The following is a 15,638-nucleotide window of genomic DNA, read 5'->3' as shown; positions in this document are numbered from 1 at the left end:
AGATACCCCATGAGCACTCGCCCTACTGTTCTCATCACTGGCGCCTCTACCGGCATTGGCGCCGTCTATGCCGAACGCTTCGCCAAACGTGGTCACGATCTGGTACTGGTCGCCCGCGATCAGGCCCGCCTGGACACACTGGCAGCGCGCCTGCGCAGCGAGCACGACGTCGCCGTCGATGTCATCCCGGCAGACCTGACCCAACTCGCCGATCTGACCACCGTTGAAAGCCGCCTGCGCGACGACGCCCGCATCGGCATTCTCGTCAATAACGCCGGCGCCGCGCTGTCCGGCCACTTCGTCGACCAAAGCACCGACAGCGTCGCGCAACTGGTGGCCCTCAACACCACGGCGCTGGTGCGGCTCGCCAGCGCCATCGCCCCACGCCTGGCCAAGGCCGGCGACGGCGCAATCATCAACATCGGTTCGGTGGTAGGCCTGGCGCCGGAGTTCGGCATGAGCGTCTACGGTGCGACCAAGGCCTTCGTGCTGTTCCTGTCCCAGGGCCTGAGCCTGGAACTCTCGCCGCAGGGCGTCTACGTGCAAGCCGTGCTACCCGCCGCCACCCGCACGGAAATCTGGGATCGCTCCGGCGTCGACATCAACACCCTGAGCGAAATCATGGAAGTGGGTGATCTGGTGGATGCCGCACTGGTCGGTTTTGATCGTCGCGAACCTGTGACCATCCCGCCGCTGCACGAAGCCGAGCGCTGGGATGACCTGCAGGGCGCACGCCAGGGCCTGCTGGGACAAATCCGCCAGTCTGCGGTTGCCCAACGCTACCAGACGCCACAGTGATTTTTTGCTAGCGAGCATTCGCGCCGGGTTCGATGCAGACACATGGCATTGCATCGCATCCTGCCGGCTTGCCGGAGTGACAATGAGTTCAATGCAGACAAATTCCCGCTCGGGTTCGCCGACGTCATTCATCGACGCGGCGAACCAGTCGATCACGGTCAACGGCATTCCCTTTGCCTACCGCGACACCGGGCCCGCAACCGGCGTGCCCCTCGTGCTGTTCAATCATTGGGGCGCGGTGCTGGACAACTTCGACCCCGCGATCATCGATGGCCTGGCGCAAACCAGACGCGTCATCACCACCGACTATCGCGGCATCGGCAACTCGGGTGGTACCGCGCCACTGACGGTGGGTGAAATGGCCGACGATGCCATCCAGCTGATCAGGGCGCTGGGGCTGAAAACCGTGGATGTGCTCGGATTTTCCCTCGGAGGTTTCGTCGCTCAGGACATTGCCCTCAAGGCGCCTGACTTGGTACGCCGGTTGATTCTGACCGGTACTGGACCGGCGGGCGGCACCGGCATCGACAAGGTCGGCACAGTGTCATGGCCATTGATCCTCAAAGGCTTGCTGACCCTGCGCGATCCCAAGTTCTACCTTTTCTTCACCTCGTCGGCCAATGGGCGACGATCTGCCTCGCAGTATTTGAGACGCCTCAAGGCACGCAAGAACAATCGCGACAAGGGCCCGACGCCACGCGCCTTCCTGCGGCAATTGAAAGCCATCACGGCGTGGGGCAAACAACCGCGGCAAGCGCTCGGACGCTTGCGCACACCGACACTGGTCGTCAACGGCGACAACGACATCATGGTGCCCAGCGTTAACTCGTTTGAACTGGCCAGGCTTATCCCCGACGCACAGTTGGTGATTTATGAGGATGCCGGGCACGGCGGGATTTTCCAGCATCACGCCGACTTTGTGGCCAAGGCGCAGGCGTTTCTCGATGCTTGATCACATCACGCAGCGACACCGCAACCCACCGACTACCCTCCGTACAACCAGCAAGAGCCGCACCACGATGAAAGCATTTCTGATTGATGGCTATGGCAAGAACCCCGGACGCATTGGCGAAGCGCCCGCCCCCGCAGTCGGTGCCCACGACGTGTTGATCGAGGTCCATGCGAGCAGTGTCAACGTGCTGGATTCGAAGATCAGCAAAGGCGAGTTCAAGCTGATCCTGCCCTACGCCTTTCCGTTGATATTGGGCAATGACCTGGCGGGTGTCGTGGTTGAAGTCGGCCCGCAGGTGACACGCTTCAAACCGGGAGACGAGGTATACGCTCGCCCGCCCGAAGCGCGGATCGGGACGTTCGCCCAATTGATCGCCGTGAACGAAAACGCGGTCGCCCTGAAACCCGCCAATACCGACATGGTACAAGCCGCGTCCTTGCCCCTTGTTGCACTGACTGCCTGGCAAGTACTGGTTGAAACCGCCCGGCTGCAAAAGGGCCAGAAAGTGCTGATTCACGCAGGCTCAGGCGGCGTCGGCACCGTTGCCATTCAGCTTGCCAAACACCTCGGTGCGTTTGTCGCCACAACCACCAGTACCGCCAATATCGAATGGGTCAAGGCGCTGGGGGCCGATCTGGTGATCGACTACACACAGCAGGACTTCGCAAGTGTCCTGCATGACTACGACGTGGTGCTGAACAGCCTCGGCGCCGACGTGCTGGAGAAGTCACTCAAGGTCCTGAAGCCCGGCGGCCAACTCATTTCCATCTCGGGCCCACCCACTGTGCAGTTCGCGAGGGAGCAAGGATTGTCCTGGCCATTGCAGCAAGTCATGCGCCTGCTGAGCCTTGGCATTCGTCGCAAAGCGCGCAAGCAGGACGTCAGCTATGCGTTCGTGTTCATGCGGGCCAATGGCGCTCAACTGCAACGCATCACTTCGCTCGTTGAGGACGGAATCATCAAACCTGTGGTTGATCGCTCCTTCCCCTTTGAATCAACGGCCGAGGCATTGAAGTACGTTGAGCGGGGACGCGCCAAGGGCAAGGTCGTTGTTGCGCTCAAATGACCACGCCGCCTACTCATGAATCGACCGTAGACACTGCACAGCTTTTACTGCTGGAGCGGCCCTCAGCCGAATTGATTTCGCCAGAGGAGCAGGAACAGCAAGCGCCGCAACCGGATGTTGCGCGGGTTGAACCGCCCGTTATCGTTTGGCGCAGTTTGATGCTTGAGCCATAAGGAAGGTTGCAGGTGATCTCGTCAGGCTGTCGCGTTCGGCTCGACAAGATGAACTTCCGTGGCATTGCGTCCGGCCAGCCAGGCCAGCACAGACGCGGCGACCAGAACAGCGGCGCTAAGCTCGAAGGTGGCTTTGTAACCGCTCAGATCAAACGCCAGGCCGCCAACGATTGCGCCGCCGGCGATCGCCAGTTGGACGATGGCCACCAGCAAGCCGCCTCCGGCTTCCGCGTCATCCGGAAGCGTCTGCGCCAGCCACGTCCACCAGCCAACCGGCGCAGCTGTGGCGACCAGTCCCCAAAGTCCGAGCAACACGGCGGTCAGCACCGGCGATTTGCCGAAGCTGACCAACGCCAGCGCGATCACCGCCATGATCAGCGGAATGGCGGTCAACGTGCGATAGAGGCCACGCCCCATAAACCGTTCGATCAGAAAGGTGCCGATAAAACCTGCCAGCCCCAGGCCCAGTAGCATCAAAGACAATGTTGAAACACTGACACCGGTGACCCCTTCGAGAAATGGCCGCAGGTAAGTGAACAGCATGAACTGGCCCATGAAAAAGACGCTGACGGCGACCATGCCCAAAGCCACTGGCAATTGCCTCATCAACCGCAGAACGTTGCCGCTACCGGCCTGGCGCTCGGCCTTGAAGGACGGCAGGCTGATCAGCAGCCACACGGCGGCAAGCGCTGCGACTGGAACCACACAGAAGAATGCGCCGCGCCAGCCGATCAACGAGCCAAGGAAGCTGCCGGCCGGAGCGGCGATGACCGTGGCCAAAGCGTTGCCGCCATTGACGATGGCCAGCGCACGGGAAACCTGTTCAGGCTTCACCAGGCGCATGGCAGTCGCCGCCGATAGCGACCAGAAACCACCAATCGCAATCCCGATCAACGCACGTCCGAACATGAACGACGGGTAGCCCGGGGCGAGTGCGACGACCGTTCCGGAGACGATCATCAACAAGGTCAGGCAAAGCAGAAGCTTCTTGCGTTCGACGCGAGCGGCGACCGAGGCGATCAACAAACTGGTGATCAAGGCAAAGGCACCGGACACGGAAATACCCTGCCCGGCCTGACCTTCGGTGATGTGCAGGTCTGCCGCAATCGGCGTCAGCAGGCTGACGGGCATGAACTCGGAAGCGACCAGAGCGAATGCGGCCAGCGACATCGCCAGCACGGCGCTCCAGCCGCCTGTTCTTTTAGAAGGATCTGTAGAAGGAAACGTCATGAAAACTACCTGTGGTGCGAAAAACGTGTGGGGTGTGATGCGCAGGGGCAAACAGTTTGTCGCCCGTCCGGGCACTGTCCCTGTAACAGATAGACACATTCTCCCGGTCAGTCCGGTGCTTCCCTAGCGCATTCCTCTTGAATGCTTGCCTGATCCTCTGGCGATGCAGGGAGATGGATAGGAAACGTCTCGCGCGCGCATTAGAGTTCGGTCAAAGGAGTGAGCCCACATGATCCCGACCCCTCTGCCCCAGGAATCACCTTTGGCACGGCACATCGACCCGCACGTGCGCGCACCGGGCGACTTCGCCACGTCGATACCCGGTCTGTCTCTGTTTCGTCGCGACCAACCGGCACCACCCGTTGTGTGCATGATCGAGCCCAGCCTGATTCTTGTGGGCCGCGGCGAAAAGCGCCTGTGGGTGGGTGGTGAGGGTTACAGCTATGACCCTTCGCGGTTTCTGGTCACTTCACTGGATCTGCCCGCCAACTCCGAAGTGATGCTCGCCAGTCCTGAACAGCCCTGTGTCGGCCTCGTGCTGAAGCTGGATGTCAGCATGCTTGCCGAGGTCATTACCAAGAGCGGCTTGCCCTCGAAACGCCAGCCATCAACGGGTACGGGCGCTGCGATTGGCAGCCTGTCGTCTGCCCTGGAAGACGCGCTCGATCGCCTGCTGGCCCTGCTCGATGAACCCGAGGCGATCCCGGTCCTGGCGCCGCTGATTCTGCGGGAAATCCACTACCGGTTGCTGCACACCGACCAAGGCCCACGGCTGCGGCAGATCACTGCCGTCGACGGTCAGGGTTATCGCATCGCCAAGGCCATCGACTGGCTCAAGGTCAACTACACCGATGCCCTGCGCATCGATGATCTGGCCGCGCGGGTGCAGATGAGCGCGCCGACCTTTCACCATCATTTCCGCCAGCTCACCGGCATGAGTCCGCTGCAGTACCAGAAATGGCTGCGGCTCAACGAAGCCCGCCGACTGATGCTGGTCGAGCGCCTGGACGTTTCGCGCGCAGCGTTTGCAGTCGGCTACGAAAGTCCTTCGCAGTTCAGCCGCGAATATGGCCGGCTGTTCGGCACCGCACCGAGCCGCGACATGGCCCTTTTGCGCGGGCAGCCCTTCGAGGCAGCAGCGCTCGGCACAGTCGCGAATTGAACGAAAACCGGTGATGCGCCTCGCCGCGTGTCACCGCTTATAACAACGCACGTCAACCGATGATCAGCGGGTGAATCATGGAACTACGAATCAACCAGAAGACCTACCAGGTCGATGCCGACGCCGATACGCCCTTGCTGTGGGTGATCCGCGATGATCTGGGCATGACCGGCACCAAGTACGGCTGCGGACTGGCGCAATGCGGCGCCTGCTCGGTGCTGGTGGACGGCAATGTGATGCGTTCCTGCGTCACGCCGGTGGCGGGTGTGGTTGGCCGCGAGGTCACCACGATTGAGGCCATCGAAGCCGATGAAGTGGGCAAACGGGTGGTCTCGACCTGGGTCGATCTGCAAGTCGCCCAGTGCGGTTACTGCCAGTCCGGGCAGGTGATGGCTGCCACCGCGCTGCTCAAGCAGAACCCCAAACCGAGTGATGCGCAGATCGAGGCGGCGATGGTCAACCTGTGCCGCTGCGGTACCTACAACGCCATTCATGCCGCCGTGCATGAGCTTGCCGGCAAGGGGGACGCGTGATGAACGTTCGTATCGACCCTTCACAACACGCTTCAGTACTGGATCTGCAGGAACCGATCAATGTGTCGCGCAGACGTTTTCTGACCGGTACCGCCGTCGGCGCACTGGTGCTCGGCTTCGGTCTGCCGCTCGGTGCGACACGGGTACAAGCGGCAGCGGCAGCGACTGCCGAGCGTGGCACCCAAGTCCCGGCGTTTCTCGAAATCCGCCCGGACAACCGCGTGCGTCTGCTCTGCCCGTTCATGGAAGGCGGGCAAGGCACGTTCACCGCCATGGCGCAGATCGTCGGTGAAGAACTGGATGCGGACCCGGCGACCTTCCTGGTCGAAGCAGCGCCGCCCGGAGAAGCCTACGTGGTGATGGAAAACGGCATGCGCATCACCGGCGGCAGCATGTCGGTGCGCATGAGTTACCCGGTCATGCGTCGCCTCGGCGCCCTCGCCCGCGCCATGCTGTTGCAGGCCGGCGCGCAGCAACTGGGCGTGCCGGTGAGCGAGTTGAGCACCGAGCCGGGCAAGGTCGTGCATGCCACGTCCGGGCGTTCGTTGGCCTACGGTGAACTGGCCGAGCGCGCAATGGATCTGCCGGTTCCCGATCCGGCCTCTGTAAAGCTGCGCGATCCGAGTCAGTTCCGCTGGATCGGCAAACCGGTGAAGCGCCTCGATGCCTACGACAAATCCACGGGCAAGGCGCTGTACAGCATCGATCTGAAGGTCGACGACATGCTGCATGCCGCCGTTCAACATGCCCCGCGCCTGGGGATGACCGTGGGCAACCTGCGCAACGAAGATCAGGTCAAGGCGATGAAAGGCGTGCATTCCGTGCACCGTCTGCCGGGCGCCGTAGCGGTGGTCGCCGAGCGCTGGTGGCACGCCAAACGTGCCGTCGAGGCGATTCAGGTCGACTGGCAAGAGCCGACGGCCGACAGCCAAGTGCGGCCGATGCCCGCTGACTTTTCCAGCGATGCCTGGTTCAAGCGCCTCGCTGAAGATAAAAGCCCCGCCAGAGATGATGAACACGAAGGCGATGTGGCTTCGATTCTCAAGGAGACCAAGACCCGGATCGACGCCACTTACCACAACCAATACCTGAACCACGGACAGCTGGAGCCGCCTTCAGCACTGGCCCGATTCAATCCGGATGGTTCGCTTGAGGTCTGGCTGCCGAATCAGGCGCCGGACATGTTCCGCGCCGACATCGCCAAGCGCACCGGGCTCGATCCGTCACGCATCACCTTGCATTCGCCGCTGTTGGGCGGGTTCTTCGGTCGGCATTTCCTCTACGACTCGGCCAGTCCCTACCCTCAGGCCATCGCGCTGGCCAAAGCAGTTGGCCACCCGGTCAAACTGATCTGGAGTCGCGAAGAAGAGTTCCTGCGTGACGTGCTTCGCCCGGTTGCCGCCGTGAATTTCCGTGCCGCACTGGACAGCGACGGCTGGCCGCTGGCAATCGAAGCGATAAGTGCCACCGAAGGCCCGACCGAGGCCCTCGCCGGCAAGCAAGGTGAAAAACTCGATCCGACGGCGCTTGAAGGCTTGTCGGGCAAGTCCTATGCGATCCCCAACAAGCGCATCGCGCAGATCTACGTCAAAGGCCCGGCGATGCTCGGCTACTGGCGTTCGGTGGGTAATTCGCTCAACGACTTCTTCTACGAGTCGTTCCTCGATGAACTGGCCGACAAGGGTGGCAAAGATCCGTTCGACCTGCGCCTGCATTTGCTGCGCGACAACCAACGGCTGACCACACTGCTGCAAGCCGTGGGTGAGCTGTCGGGCGGCTGGAAGCGCGGCCCGTTTACTGCCGAGGACGGCAGCCGACGTGCGCGAGGGGTGGCCATGGCTTCGCCGTTCGGTACCGAGACGGCGGTGATCGCTGAGGTGTCCATCGAGAACGGCCAGGTCAAGGTGCACGACATCTGGCAGGCGATTGATCCGGGCAGCCTCGTCAATCCGGCGATTGTCGAGGCTCAGGTGAACGGCGCCGTGGCGTTGGGACTGTCGCAAACGCTGGTCGAGGAAGCCGTGTGGGTGGATGGCAAACCCCGGGCGCGCAACTACGACTTGTACCCGATCCTGCCGCCTGCGCGGATGGCACGGGTGCATGTGCGGGTGGTCGAGAGCGGGGAAAAAATGGGTGGCATCGGTGAACCGCCATTGCCTGCGGTCGCGCCCGCTGTCGCTAACGCGGTAGCAGCGCTGACCGGTCAGCGGGTACGCAGCCTGCCCTTGAGCCGACACACCTTCAGTTGATCAGCGCCGGAGCGTTCATGAATAACAGCCGATTCGCAAGAACCGCTGGCTGGCTGGCCGTGCCGTGTCTGGTCGCGGCAGGCCTGCTGGCCTGGTATGTCAACCGCGAGCCTGTCTCGCGCCTGGAAAACCATCAGATCGCCGTGGCCGACATCGATCCGGCGCTGGTGGCCCGTGGCGAATACGTCGCCAGGCTCAGCGATTGCGTGGCCTGTCACAGCGTGCCGGGCGGCGCGCCGTTCGCCGGCGGCCTGGAAATGGCCACGCCGCTGGGCTCAATCCATGCGACCAATATCACCCCGGACACGGAAACCGGCATCGGCCACTACAGCTTGGCGGACTTCGACCGTGCCGTTCGCCACGGCGTGGCGCCCGACAGTCGCCGTCTGTACCCGGCGATGCCCTACCCGTCCTACGCCAAGCTCAGTGATGAAGACGTACGAGCGCTGTATGCCTTCTTCATGAAAGGCGTGGTACCGGTGAAACAAGCGAACATCCCGAGCGGGATTCCGTTTCCGCTGAACCTGCGTTGGCCAATTGCGCTGTGGAACGGTGTGTTTGTCGATGTCGAACCATATGCGGCCAAACCGTCGCAGGATGAACGATGGAACCGCGGCGCCTATCTCGTTCAGGGCGCCGGGCACTGCGGCAGTTGCCACACACCGCGCGGCCTGGCGTTCAACGAGAAGGCACTGGACGAGTCCGGCAAGCCATACCTGGCCGGCGCCCTGCTCGATGGCTGGTACGCACCGAGCCTGCGCGATGACCACAACACCGGCCTGGGCCGCTGGAGCGAGCAAGAGATCGTGCAGTTCCTCAAGACCGGTCGCAACCAGCACGCGGTGGTCTACGGCTCGATGACCGAGGCGTTCAACAACTCCACACAGTTCATGAGCGACGACGATCTGACGGTCATTGCCCACTACCTGAAGTCGCTTCCGGGAGATCGCGAACGGGATGGCGCGCCTTGGCAGTATCAAGCGGTTTCGGCAGCGCAACGTCTGGAATCGCCCGGTGCACAGACCTACGTGACGCGCTGTGCGTCGTGCCACGGTCTGGACGGCAAGGGTCAAGCGCAATGGATGCCGCCGCTGGCGGGCGCTACCTCGGCTTTGGCCAAGGAAAGTGCCTCGGCAATCAATATCACTTTGAATGGTTCGCAACGAGTGGTGGCGGCCGGCGTGCCGGATGCCTATCGCATGCCTGCCTTCCGTGAGCAGCTGTCGGATCAGCAGATCGCCGAAGTGCTGACGTTCATGCGCAGCACTTGGGGCAATCAGGGGAGTGCCGTTGATGCGCAGACGGTGGGCAAACTGCGTGAACACACCGATCCGGCCAGCAGCAGTCCGATCATCCTGCAGATGCGCTAGAGGAAAGATTGATAAAGCATCGACTTGCTGGTCCCGCGCACGGCGCGGGACTGGCTAGCCTCCAGACTGCTCAGTGTGGGCTGGCGGTCGGACGAACCACAATCTCACTCACGTCCACATCGTCAGGCTGCTCGATGGCATAGGCGAGCGCCCGCGCAATGGCGTCTGCATTGAGCGCCACACGCCGGAAGGCTTTCATTTCTTCGCGTGCCACCTCATCGGAAATCGTATCGGCCAGTTCGGACTCGACGACACCCGGGCACACCACGGTCACCCGGATCTTGTCCGTTTCCTGGCGCAGTCCATCCGAGATAGCCCGGACCGCGAATTTGGTCGCGCAGTACACTGCCGCTGTCGGAGAAACCGCGAGTCCACCAATGGACGAGATGTTGATGACCTGACCGAAACCCTGCGCCTGCATGTCCGGCAAGACGGCGGCAATACCGTGTAGCACACCGCGAACGTTGACATCGAGCATCTGGTTCCACTCATCGACCTTCAACGAAGCCAGCGGAGACAACGGCATCACCCCCGCGTTGTTGATGATCACATCGACTTTGCCATGTTGGTTCTTGGCGAACGCCACGAAGGCGTGCATCGATTGCAGATCCGTAACGTCGAGTGCGCAGGCACTTGCCGAGCCACCTTCGGCCTGGATCTCGCTGACCAGTTTGTCCAGACGCTCGGTCCGGCGGGCACCGAGGACCACATGCGCGCCTTTGGCGGCGATCAACCTGGCGGCCGCTTCGCCGATACCACTGCTTGCACCGGTAATCAGGACGACTTTGTTTTGAATGTTCGACATATCCGTAGCTCCTGCTGTCTGCATTGAAGTTCAGCACCGACCGCTGAAGACGCGGTCGTTGCTGCGGGGTACGTCGAAAAGATTAAGGGCACAGGCATCGTCGGCGCGTGCCGAAACCTGCGCCACTTTTGCCTATTCGTGTCTTTGTGCATCGCCTGCAAATTTGTAGCGTAGGGGCGCTCAGGCCCCACGGAACTCGCTGGGCGTTACGCCCACTTCGCGACGAAATACCTGCGAGAAATGACTGGGGCTTGAGTAGCCGACCTCCAGCCCGATGTCGATGACGCCAAGACGGGTCTCCAGCAACAGGTGCCGCGCGCGAGCCATGCGCAAGCGAATGAAGTACTGCGATGGCGAAAGCCCCGTCGCCCGCTTGAACAGGCGGCTGAAGTGGTACTCGCTCAGCTCGGCAAGGCTGGCCAGTTTGGCCAGGCTGAATTCATCGCTCAGATGCGCGCGCATGGCGTCGGTGACTTTGCGCAGTTTGTAGGCTTGCAAGGCGTTGACCCGACGCCCGGGCTGGCTTTCTGCGAGATAACCGCGTACCAGATGCACGGCCAGCGCCTGCGCCAGCGAGCGGGCGAAAAGAGCGCTGGGCGAGCGTTCCAGGAGCAGCTCGGTGCGCAACTGCTCCATGACAAACGCGACGCGCTCGTCCCGTGCCCCTGAAACATCGCGCAAACGCACAGTCCCTGCGTACTGACCCGACAGCTCTCGAGACGCTTGCTCGATCAGCGGCAGCCCGAGATAAAGATGCATGACTTCGAAGGTATCGCCTCCGTGCGTCTGCCAACGCATTTCATACGGCTCATCGGAGCTGGTAAGGAAAAAATCGCCGGCACTGACCTCGGCAGCTTCCCACTCGCCACCCAATGCGCGCTCCTCTACCGTCGCCGCCCCGGCCAGAACCAGAACGAGCAGCGGTTCCACCACTGCAGGCACGAGAATGGGCTCAGGAACGCTGCGATGGGTAAACAGCTGAATCACTACGTCGGTGATTTCCGGGCGCGAGGGTAACGCCTGCGGTTCGCCTGGCAGGAACTCCCCCATCGACTCGCCGGTGATGCGCAAGTCTCGAGAAGATGTCGACATCGGTTCCTGGGAGGTGCGCCCGGTATGTGCCATGAACTCGTCCTTTTCAGATTCGGCTGTGCCAAGCCAGACAGGTCTCGGACGCTTGCCCGCACGCCGTGTCAGCAGACCGGCTCGATAATATCGGGCTTTTGCCGTGGGTTGAATCGAGCACCGAACCTCCCTCACTGACATTCAGCGCAAAACCCCGACAGCGTGGGCAATCTCACGAAAGCCGACTTTGCCTCGCTGCGAGACAGTAGGCCCGTCGCCGATGACAGCGCCTCGCCGGCGCCAACACGGCTTATCCCTACTCGATCAAAACGCTGGAGAACATCATGACCGACTTCAAGAACAGCACCCCAAACGAAGTGGCCGGTAAAGTCGCGCTGGTCACTGGCGCGGCCAGTGGCATCGGCAAGGCCATCGCACTGCTGCTGCACGCCCGCGGCGCCCAAGTCATTGCTGAAGATATAAACCCTGAGGTTGAAGCGCTGGCCCGCCCTGGCCTGGTCCCCCTGGTGGCCGACATCACTCAGGACGGCGCAGCCGAACGCGCGGTCGCCCTGGCCGTCGAGCAATTCGGTCGGCTGGACATTCTGGTCAACAACGCCGGCATCGTCATCAACAAACTGGTCATCGACATGACCCGCGAAGACTGGGAACGCATTCAGGCGGTCAACGCCACGGCGGCCTTTTTGCATAGCCGGGAGGCGGTCAAAGCGATGATGCCCAACAAGTCCGGATCGATCGTCAACATCGCGTCCTACGCTTCCTATTTCGCCTTCCCCACCATTGCCGCCTACACCGCTTCCAAAGGCGCGCTGGCCCAATTGACGCGCACCCTGGCGCTTGAGGTCATTGGCCACGGCATCCGCGTCAATGCTGTCGGTGTCGGCGATGTGGTGACCAACATCCTCAACAATGTGGTCGACGACGGCCCTGCCTTTCTCGCCCAACATGGCGAAGCGGCACCGATCGGCCGCGCCGCCCAACCGGAAGAAATCGCCGAAGTGGTCGCCTTCATCGCCTCGGATCGGGCCAGCTTCATGGTCGGTTCGGTGGTCATGGCCGACGGCGGCATGACGGTCACGGCCGGCTGAGCCGCAGCACAAATGCGCCGCAGGACACGCCCGACCAACCCGAGAGGATCAGGCAAATCTGCGGCAGTTTCGTCCTAACACCGCTGCGCTCGGCTACGTAATCTGAAAGCACGCAACGGATGCACACACAGGCCACGGCAGGCCGCTCAGATGAACAACGTCAATGAGGACTGAACAATGAAAAACGCAAAACGGCTTTCCCTTTCACTGGTGATCGGCGCGATGGTGGCCTGCGCGATCAACCTTTCCTCGACCAGCCTGTACCTGGCCGCTGACGGATCTGACCGCACGCCAGGCATGCGCGTTACTGAAGGCGGCAGTGATCGCACTCCAGGGTTCCGCGTTGCCGCAGATGGTTCGGACCGCACGCCAGGCATGCGCATTACTGAAGGCGGCAGTGATCGCACTCCAGGGTTCCGCGTTGCCGAAAACGGCTCTGATCGCACGGCTTTGGGCCGTATCGGCTCAGTCTGAACATCCGAGGAGAAAAGTGATGAAAGATGCCAAAAAAACCACTCAGGACCATCGTTACGCAGGCATGTGGGTCACCGCGGATGGATTCATCCGTCATGAGCTTCTGACGACTGGTCGTTACGACGAGGCCCGTGGTAAAAACAAGAGCGCCTATCAGGGCCGCTACGAACTGGTTGGTGATTACATCCAGTACTGGGACGACACCGGCTTCACCGCTGATGGCCACTTTCATGACGACGTGCTGTATCACGCCGGAATGATCCTCCATCGGCAATGAGTACTTTGATGATGTCGGGTGAATATCGTCTGCCCGGGCAGTTCCGGGCAGACGCTGATGAACACTAGTGAGAGCCTTGAAATGGAACAAAGCGATGCTTTCATCCTTCAAAACACAGCCGTCTACCGTGACGAACTGGTTCGCCTGCTGACGCAACGCTTTACCACACCCGGGATCTATGAGACCGCCATAGCTCCGCTGCATGTGATTCGTTTCGATGCACCTTCGGAGCTGATCCATACCGTGCACAAACCGGCACTTTGCCTGATCGTGCAAGGCCAAAAAGAAATCAGCCTGAGTGACGATCATTACCTCTACGATCCGCTCAGTTACCTGGTGGTCTCGGTGACGCTCCCGGTTGCCGGGCGCGTGCTGAAGGCCAGTCCGGAAGCGCCCTACCTGTGTATCCGGTTCGATTTCGAGGCCACGGAAATTGCCCAGGTCATCGCCGACGCGCCGCCGGCGGGCGTACCGGACGAGCCGGAACTGGGCCTTTTCCTTGAAAGGGTCGATGTGCCCCTGCTGGAAACCATGCTTCGACTGGTCCGACTGCTGGACACCCCGAAAGACATCGGCATGCTGGCACCTCTGGCCTTGCGGGAGCTGTATTACCGCCTTCTACGCGGCATGCACGGCCGTCGTTTGTATGAGCTTGCCCTCGGCGACTCGCAAACACGTCGGGTTACGCGGGCAATCGATTGGTTGAACAACCACTACACCCAACCCTTGCGCATCGAAGAACTCGCCCGGGTCGCCAATTTGGGCAACTCCACATTGCATCATCGCTTCAAGGCAGTGACCGCCATGAGTCCGCTGCAGTATCAGAAACAACTGCGCCTGCAGGAAGCCCGCCGGCTGTTGCTCGGCGAAGGGCTGGATGTGGCGAGCGCCTGTTATCGAGTGGGCTACGAAAGCCCGTCGCAATTCAGCCGGGAATACAGTCGCCAGTTTGGCTGCCCACCTTCCAAAGATGCCAGCCGCACGCGTCGCACGGGGTAAACCCCGCACGTTGACGCAGACGCCGGGAACGGTTATCCGCCCGGATCGCGAAAGAGGCAGGCAGACCCAAGCCTGCCCCTTTGCGCAATGCACAGCGATGGCTGTAAGCGGTCAATGCGTATCGTCTGACGTGATAAGCGACAGGAACCAATGGCCTGCCTCGTCCCCGACGTCCAGGCCAGGCTACAGAGCGATACAAAAACGCCGCCGCACGACACATCCCGGGTACATGCCAATGCAAAAGTGTGGGCCATCGGAACCTTCGCTGTCCGACCTCACCCATCACTCAGGCAGGTATTTCCATGATCAATCAAATCGACACCGTGCTGTACACCGGCAAGACCCGCACCACCGGCGGGCGCGATGGCGCATCGCGCAGTTCGGACGGCAACCTGGACATCAAGCTCTCGCCACCCGGTTCAAATGGCAGCGGCACCAATCCCGAACAACTGTTGGCAGCCGGCTGGTCGGCCTGCTTCATCGGCGCCATGGGCAAGGCAGCTGCGGCACAGAAGATCAGGCTTCCAGCGGATGTGGCGGTCGAAACCGAAATCGATCTGGGCAAGACCGGTGATGCGTTCTTCCTTCAGGCACGCTTGAGTGTCAGCCTGCCGGGGCTGGAGCCTTCGGTTGCCCAGGCGCTGGTGGACGCGGCGCATCAGACCTGCCCTTACTCAAAGGCCACTCGCGGCAACATCGACGTCACCCTGCGGCTGATCTGAATCAGCCCTGTTTGATCCTGCAAACCGCCCGATGCACGGCTTCGGGCGGTTTTTTTACAGGGTTGAGCGATGCCGTTCCTCCGGTTCAAACAACCAGAGGAGCGAACGGTCATTGAACGATTTACGCGAACGACGTCTCGTGCTCGCTTTCGTGAACGTAAATCCACGAGATTCCCGATGGCGAATCCGGGTCGAGGCGCATCAGCGCCGAGTCGACTTTCTTCTTGGTGATCCCGTTCTTGACCAGGTCGAAAACCGTGAGGAAGAAGTCACCGGGAAGCGGCGTGATCGAGAGATTGATGATGTGCGACTCGGGGCTTCCGGCACGTTTGCCGTGCAGTCCCCAAAGGCGTTCCCAGTAGTTCTCCCGATCCATGATCTGACCGTCCGTGAGCACCACCCGGAAATCGTTCGCCAGGGCATCGTACAAAGGCTTTATCGCGTCTTCCGACTGGGAAGCCACGCCGCGCGACCACGGGAAAAAGAGGTTGTACCAGCGGTACACCTCGGCTTTGACGAGTGCGGTTTTATCGGTTGTTTCGGTGACTCGGCTGATTGCCATCTGCGTTCTCCTTAACAAGCTCAAAGGCGCGGGTTCTCCGTTACGCATCGCCTGGGCGTTGCTCCGCGCCTCATTCAAGATCCATCCTGAAA

General features: G+C 61.5%; 16 protein-coding genes. 12 read left to right on the top strand and 4 right to left on the bottom strand.

The features are described 5' to 3' along the window. Positions 1-9: 9 nt before the first annotated feature. The 3 genes from ACODTD_RS01305 to ACODTD_RS01295 all read left to right on the top strand — a co-directional run bounded on the left by ACODTD_RS01305 (position 10) and on the right by ACODTD_RS01295 (position 2,816). Positions 10-798, top strand: a complete 789-nt coding sequence (locus ACODTD_RS01305) for an SDR family NAD(P)-dependent oxidoreductase (RefSeq protein WP_011333900.1) — start codon at positions 10-12, stop codon at positions 796-798. Between the two features lie 82 nt (positions 799-880). Then, on the top strand, positions 881-1,750 hold the full coding sequence (locus tag ACODTD_RS01300; protein WP_221614826.1) for an alpha/beta fold hydrolase: 870 nt from the start codon (positions 881-883) through the stop codon (positions 1,748-1,750). Positions 1,751-1,817: 67 nt separating this feature from the next. Continuing rightward, the gene (locus tag ACODTD_RS01295; RefSeq protein ID WP_489104519.1) at positions 1,818-2,816 is read left to right on the top strand and encodes an NADP-dependent oxidoreductase; all 999 of its coding nucleotides are present in this window, start codon (positions 1,818-1,820) and stop codon (positions 2,814-2,816) included. 194 nt (positions 2,817-3,010) lie between these two features. Here ACODTD_RS01295 and ACODTD_RS01290 read toward each other — a convergent pair whose 3' ends face one another. Continuing rightward, a complete protein-coding gene (locus ACODTD_RS01290) occupies positions 3,011-4,219 on the bottom strand; it encodes an MFS transporter (protein ID WP_011333897.1) in 1,209 nt (402 codons plus the stop codon). 229 nt (positions 4,220-4,448) lie between these two features. On the opposite strand from ACODTD_RS01290, the gene ACODTD_RS01285 reads away from it, so the two are divergent. From ACODTD_RS01285 to ACODTD_RS01270, 4 genes are all read left to right on the top strand, one after another. Then, positions 4,449-5,381 carry an AraC family transcriptional regulator gene (locus tag ACODTD_RS01285; RefSeq protein ID WP_201818266.1) on the top strand — a complete coding sequence of 311 codons (933 nt, stop codon included), beginning with the start codon at positions 4,449-4,451 and terminating at the stop codon, positions 5,379-5,381. Positions 5,382-5,458: 77 nt separating this feature from the next. Next, positions 5,459-5,914: a (2Fe-2S)-binding protein gene (locus ACODTD_RS01280; protein ID WP_489104345.1), complete on the top strand. Its 456-nt coding sequence runs from the start codon at positions 5,459-5,461 to the stop codon at positions 5,912-5,914. Beyond that, the gene (locus tag ACODTD_RS01275) at positions 5,914-8,163 is read left to right on the top strand and encodes a xanthine dehydrogenase family protein molybdopterin-binding subunit (RefSeq protein WP_489104344.1); all 2,250 of its coding nucleotides are present in this window, start codon (positions 5,914-5,916) and stop codon (positions 8,161-8,163) included. The genes ACODTD_RS01280 and ACODTD_RS01275 overlap by 1 nt, the downstream gene beginning before the upstream one ends. A 17-nt stretch (positions 8,164-8,180) precedes the next feature. Continuing rightward, a complete protein-coding gene (locus ACODTD_RS01270) occupies positions 8,181-9,533 on the top strand; it encodes a c-type cytochrome (RefSeq protein WP_489104343.1) in 1,353 nt (450 codons plus the stop codon). 70 nt (positions 9,534-9,603) lie between these two features. Here the strand turns inward: ACODTD_RS01270 and ACODTD_RS01265 are convergent, their stop codons facing one another. Together ACODTD_RS01265 and ACODTD_RS01260 are read right to left on the bottom strand one after the other, a co-directional pair. After that, a complete protein-coding gene (locus ACODTD_RS01265) occupies positions 9,604-10,338 on the bottom strand; it encodes an SDR family oxidoreductase (RefSeq protein ID WP_489104342.1) in 735 nt (244 codons plus the stop codon). Positions 10,339-10,518: 180 nt separating this feature from the next. Next, on the bottom strand, positions 10,519-11,463 hold the full coding sequence (locus ACODTD_RS01260) for a helix-turn-helix domain-containing protein (RefSeq protein WP_489104341.1): 945 nt from the start codon (positions 11,461-11,463) through the stop codon (positions 10,519-10,521). Positions 11,464-11,747: 284 nt separating this feature from the next. On the opposite strand from ACODTD_RS01260, the gene ACODTD_RS01255 reads away from it, so the two are divergent. The 5 genes from ACODTD_RS01255 (at position 11,748) to ACODTD_RS01235 (ending at position 14,984) form a co-directional block, all read left to right on the top strand. After that, positions 11,748-12,512 carry an SDR family NAD(P)-dependent oxidoreductase gene (locus tag ACODTD_RS01255; RefSeq protein ID WP_489104340.1) on the top strand — a complete coding sequence of 255 codons (765 nt, stop codon included), beginning with the start codon at positions 11,748-11,750 and terminating at the stop codon, positions 12,510-12,512. Between the two features lie 177 nt (positions 12,513-12,689). Next, positions 12,690-12,986 (top strand): hypothetical protein, encoded by a 297-nt coding sequence (locus tag ACODTD_RS01250; RefSeq protein WP_489104339.1) that lies wholly within the window; start codon positions 12,690-12,692, stop codon positions 12,984-12,986. 19 nt (positions 12,987-13,005) lie between these two features. Next, the gene (locus ACODTD_RS01245; RefSeq protein ID WP_011333888.1) at positions 13,006-13,263 is read left to right on the top strand and encodes an Atu4866 domain-containing protein; all 258 of its coding nucleotides are present in this window, start codon (positions 13,006-13,008) and stop codon (positions 13,261-13,263) included. Between the two features lie 81 nt (positions 13,264-13,344). Next, on the top strand, positions 13,345-14,262 hold the full coding sequence (locus ACODTD_RS01240) for an AraC family transcriptional regulator (RefSeq protein ID WP_489104518.1): 918 nt from the start codon (positions 13,345-13,347) through the stop codon (positions 14,260-14,262). Between the two features lie 302 nt (positions 14,263-14,564). Next, on the top strand, positions 14,565-14,984 hold the full coding sequence (locus tag ACODTD_RS01235; RefSeq protein ID WP_064381867.1) for an organic hydroperoxide resistance protein: 420 nt from the start codon (positions 14,565-14,567) through the stop codon (positions 14,982-14,984). Positions 14,985-15,105: 121 nt separating this feature from the next. Here ACODTD_RS01235 and ACODTD_RS01230 read toward each other — a convergent pair whose 3' ends face one another. Further along, entirely contained in the window at positions 15,106-15,546 is a 441-nt protein-coding gene (locus ACODTD_RS01230) for a hypothetical protein (RefSeq protein WP_041475246.1), read from the bottom strand. Positions 15,547-15,638: the final 92 nt, after the last annotated feature.

This window comes from Pseudomonas sp. FG35, from assembly GCF_057809295.1.
Note: the sequence above shows the minus strand (reverse complement) of the source record. Positions and strands in the feature narration are given on the sequence as shown.

Excerpts from the sequence above, each read along its gene's own strand:
- ACODTD_RS01300 (WP_221614826.1), top strand. The coding sequence starts at position 881 with ATGAGTTCAATGCAGACAAATTCCCGCTCGGGTTCGCCGACGTCATTC.
- ACODTD_RS01285 (WP_201818266.1), top strand. The coding sequence starts at position 4,449 with ATGATCCCGACCCCTCTGCCCCAGGAATCACCTTTGGCACGGCACATC.
- ACODTD_RS01265 (WP_489104342.1), bottom strand. The coding sequence starts at position 10,338 with ATGTCGAACATTCAAAACAAAGTCGTCCTGATTACCGGTGCAAGCAGT.
- ACODTD_RS01250 (WP_489104339.1), top strand. The coding sequence starts at position 12,690 with ATGAAAAACGCAAAACGGCTTTCCCTTTCACTGGTGATCGGCGCGATG.
- ACODTD_RS01260 (WP_489104341.1), bottom strand. The coding sequence starts at position 11,463 with ATGGCACATACCGGGCGCACCTCCCAGGAACCGATGTCGACATCTTCT.
- ACODTD_RS01235 (WP_064381867.1), top strand. The coding sequence starts at position 14,565 with ATGATCAATCAAATCGACACCGTGCTGTACACCGGCAAGACCCGCACC.
- ACODTD_RS01290 (WP_011333897.1), bottom strand. The coding sequence starts at position 4,219 with ATGACGTTTCCTTCTACAGATCCTTCTAAAAGAACAGGCGGCTGGAGC.
- ACODTD_RS01230 (WP_041475246.1), bottom strand. The coding sequence starts at position 15,546 with ATGGCAATCAGCCGAGTCACCGAAACAACCGATAAAACCGCACTCGTC.
- ACODTD_RS01240 (WP_489104518.1), top strand. The coding sequence starts at position 13,345 with ATGGAACAAAGCGATGCTTTCATCCTTCAAAACACAGCCGTCTACCGT.
- ACODTD_RS01245 (WP_011333888.1), top strand. The coding sequence starts at position 13,006 with ATGAAAGATGCCAAAAAAACCACTCAGGACCATCGTTACGCAGGCATG.
- ACODTD_RS01255 (WP_489104340.1), top strand. The coding sequence starts at position 11,748 with ATGACCGACTTCAAGAACAGCACCCCAAACGAAGTGGCCGGTAAAGTC.
- ACODTD_RS01270 (WP_489104343.1), top strand. The coding sequence starts at position 8,181 with ATGAATAACAGCCGATTCGCAAGAACCGCTGGCTGGCTGGCCGTGCCG.
- ACODTD_RS01280 (WP_489104345.1), top strand. The coding sequence starts at position 5,459 with ATGGAACTACGAATCAACCAGAAGACCTACCAGGTCGATGCCGACGCC.
- ACODTD_RS01275 (WP_489104344.1), top strand. The coding sequence starts at position 5,914 with ATGAACGTTCGTATCGACCCTTCACAACACGCTTCAGTACTGGATCTG.
- ACODTD_RS01295 (WP_489104519.1), top strand. The coding sequence starts at position 1,818 with ATGAAAGCATTTCTGATTGATGGCTATGGCAAGAACCCCGGACGCATT.
- ACODTD_RS01305 (WP_011333900.1), top strand. The coding sequence starts at position 10 with ATGAGCACTCGCCCTACTGTTCTCATCACTGGCGCCTCTACCGGCATT.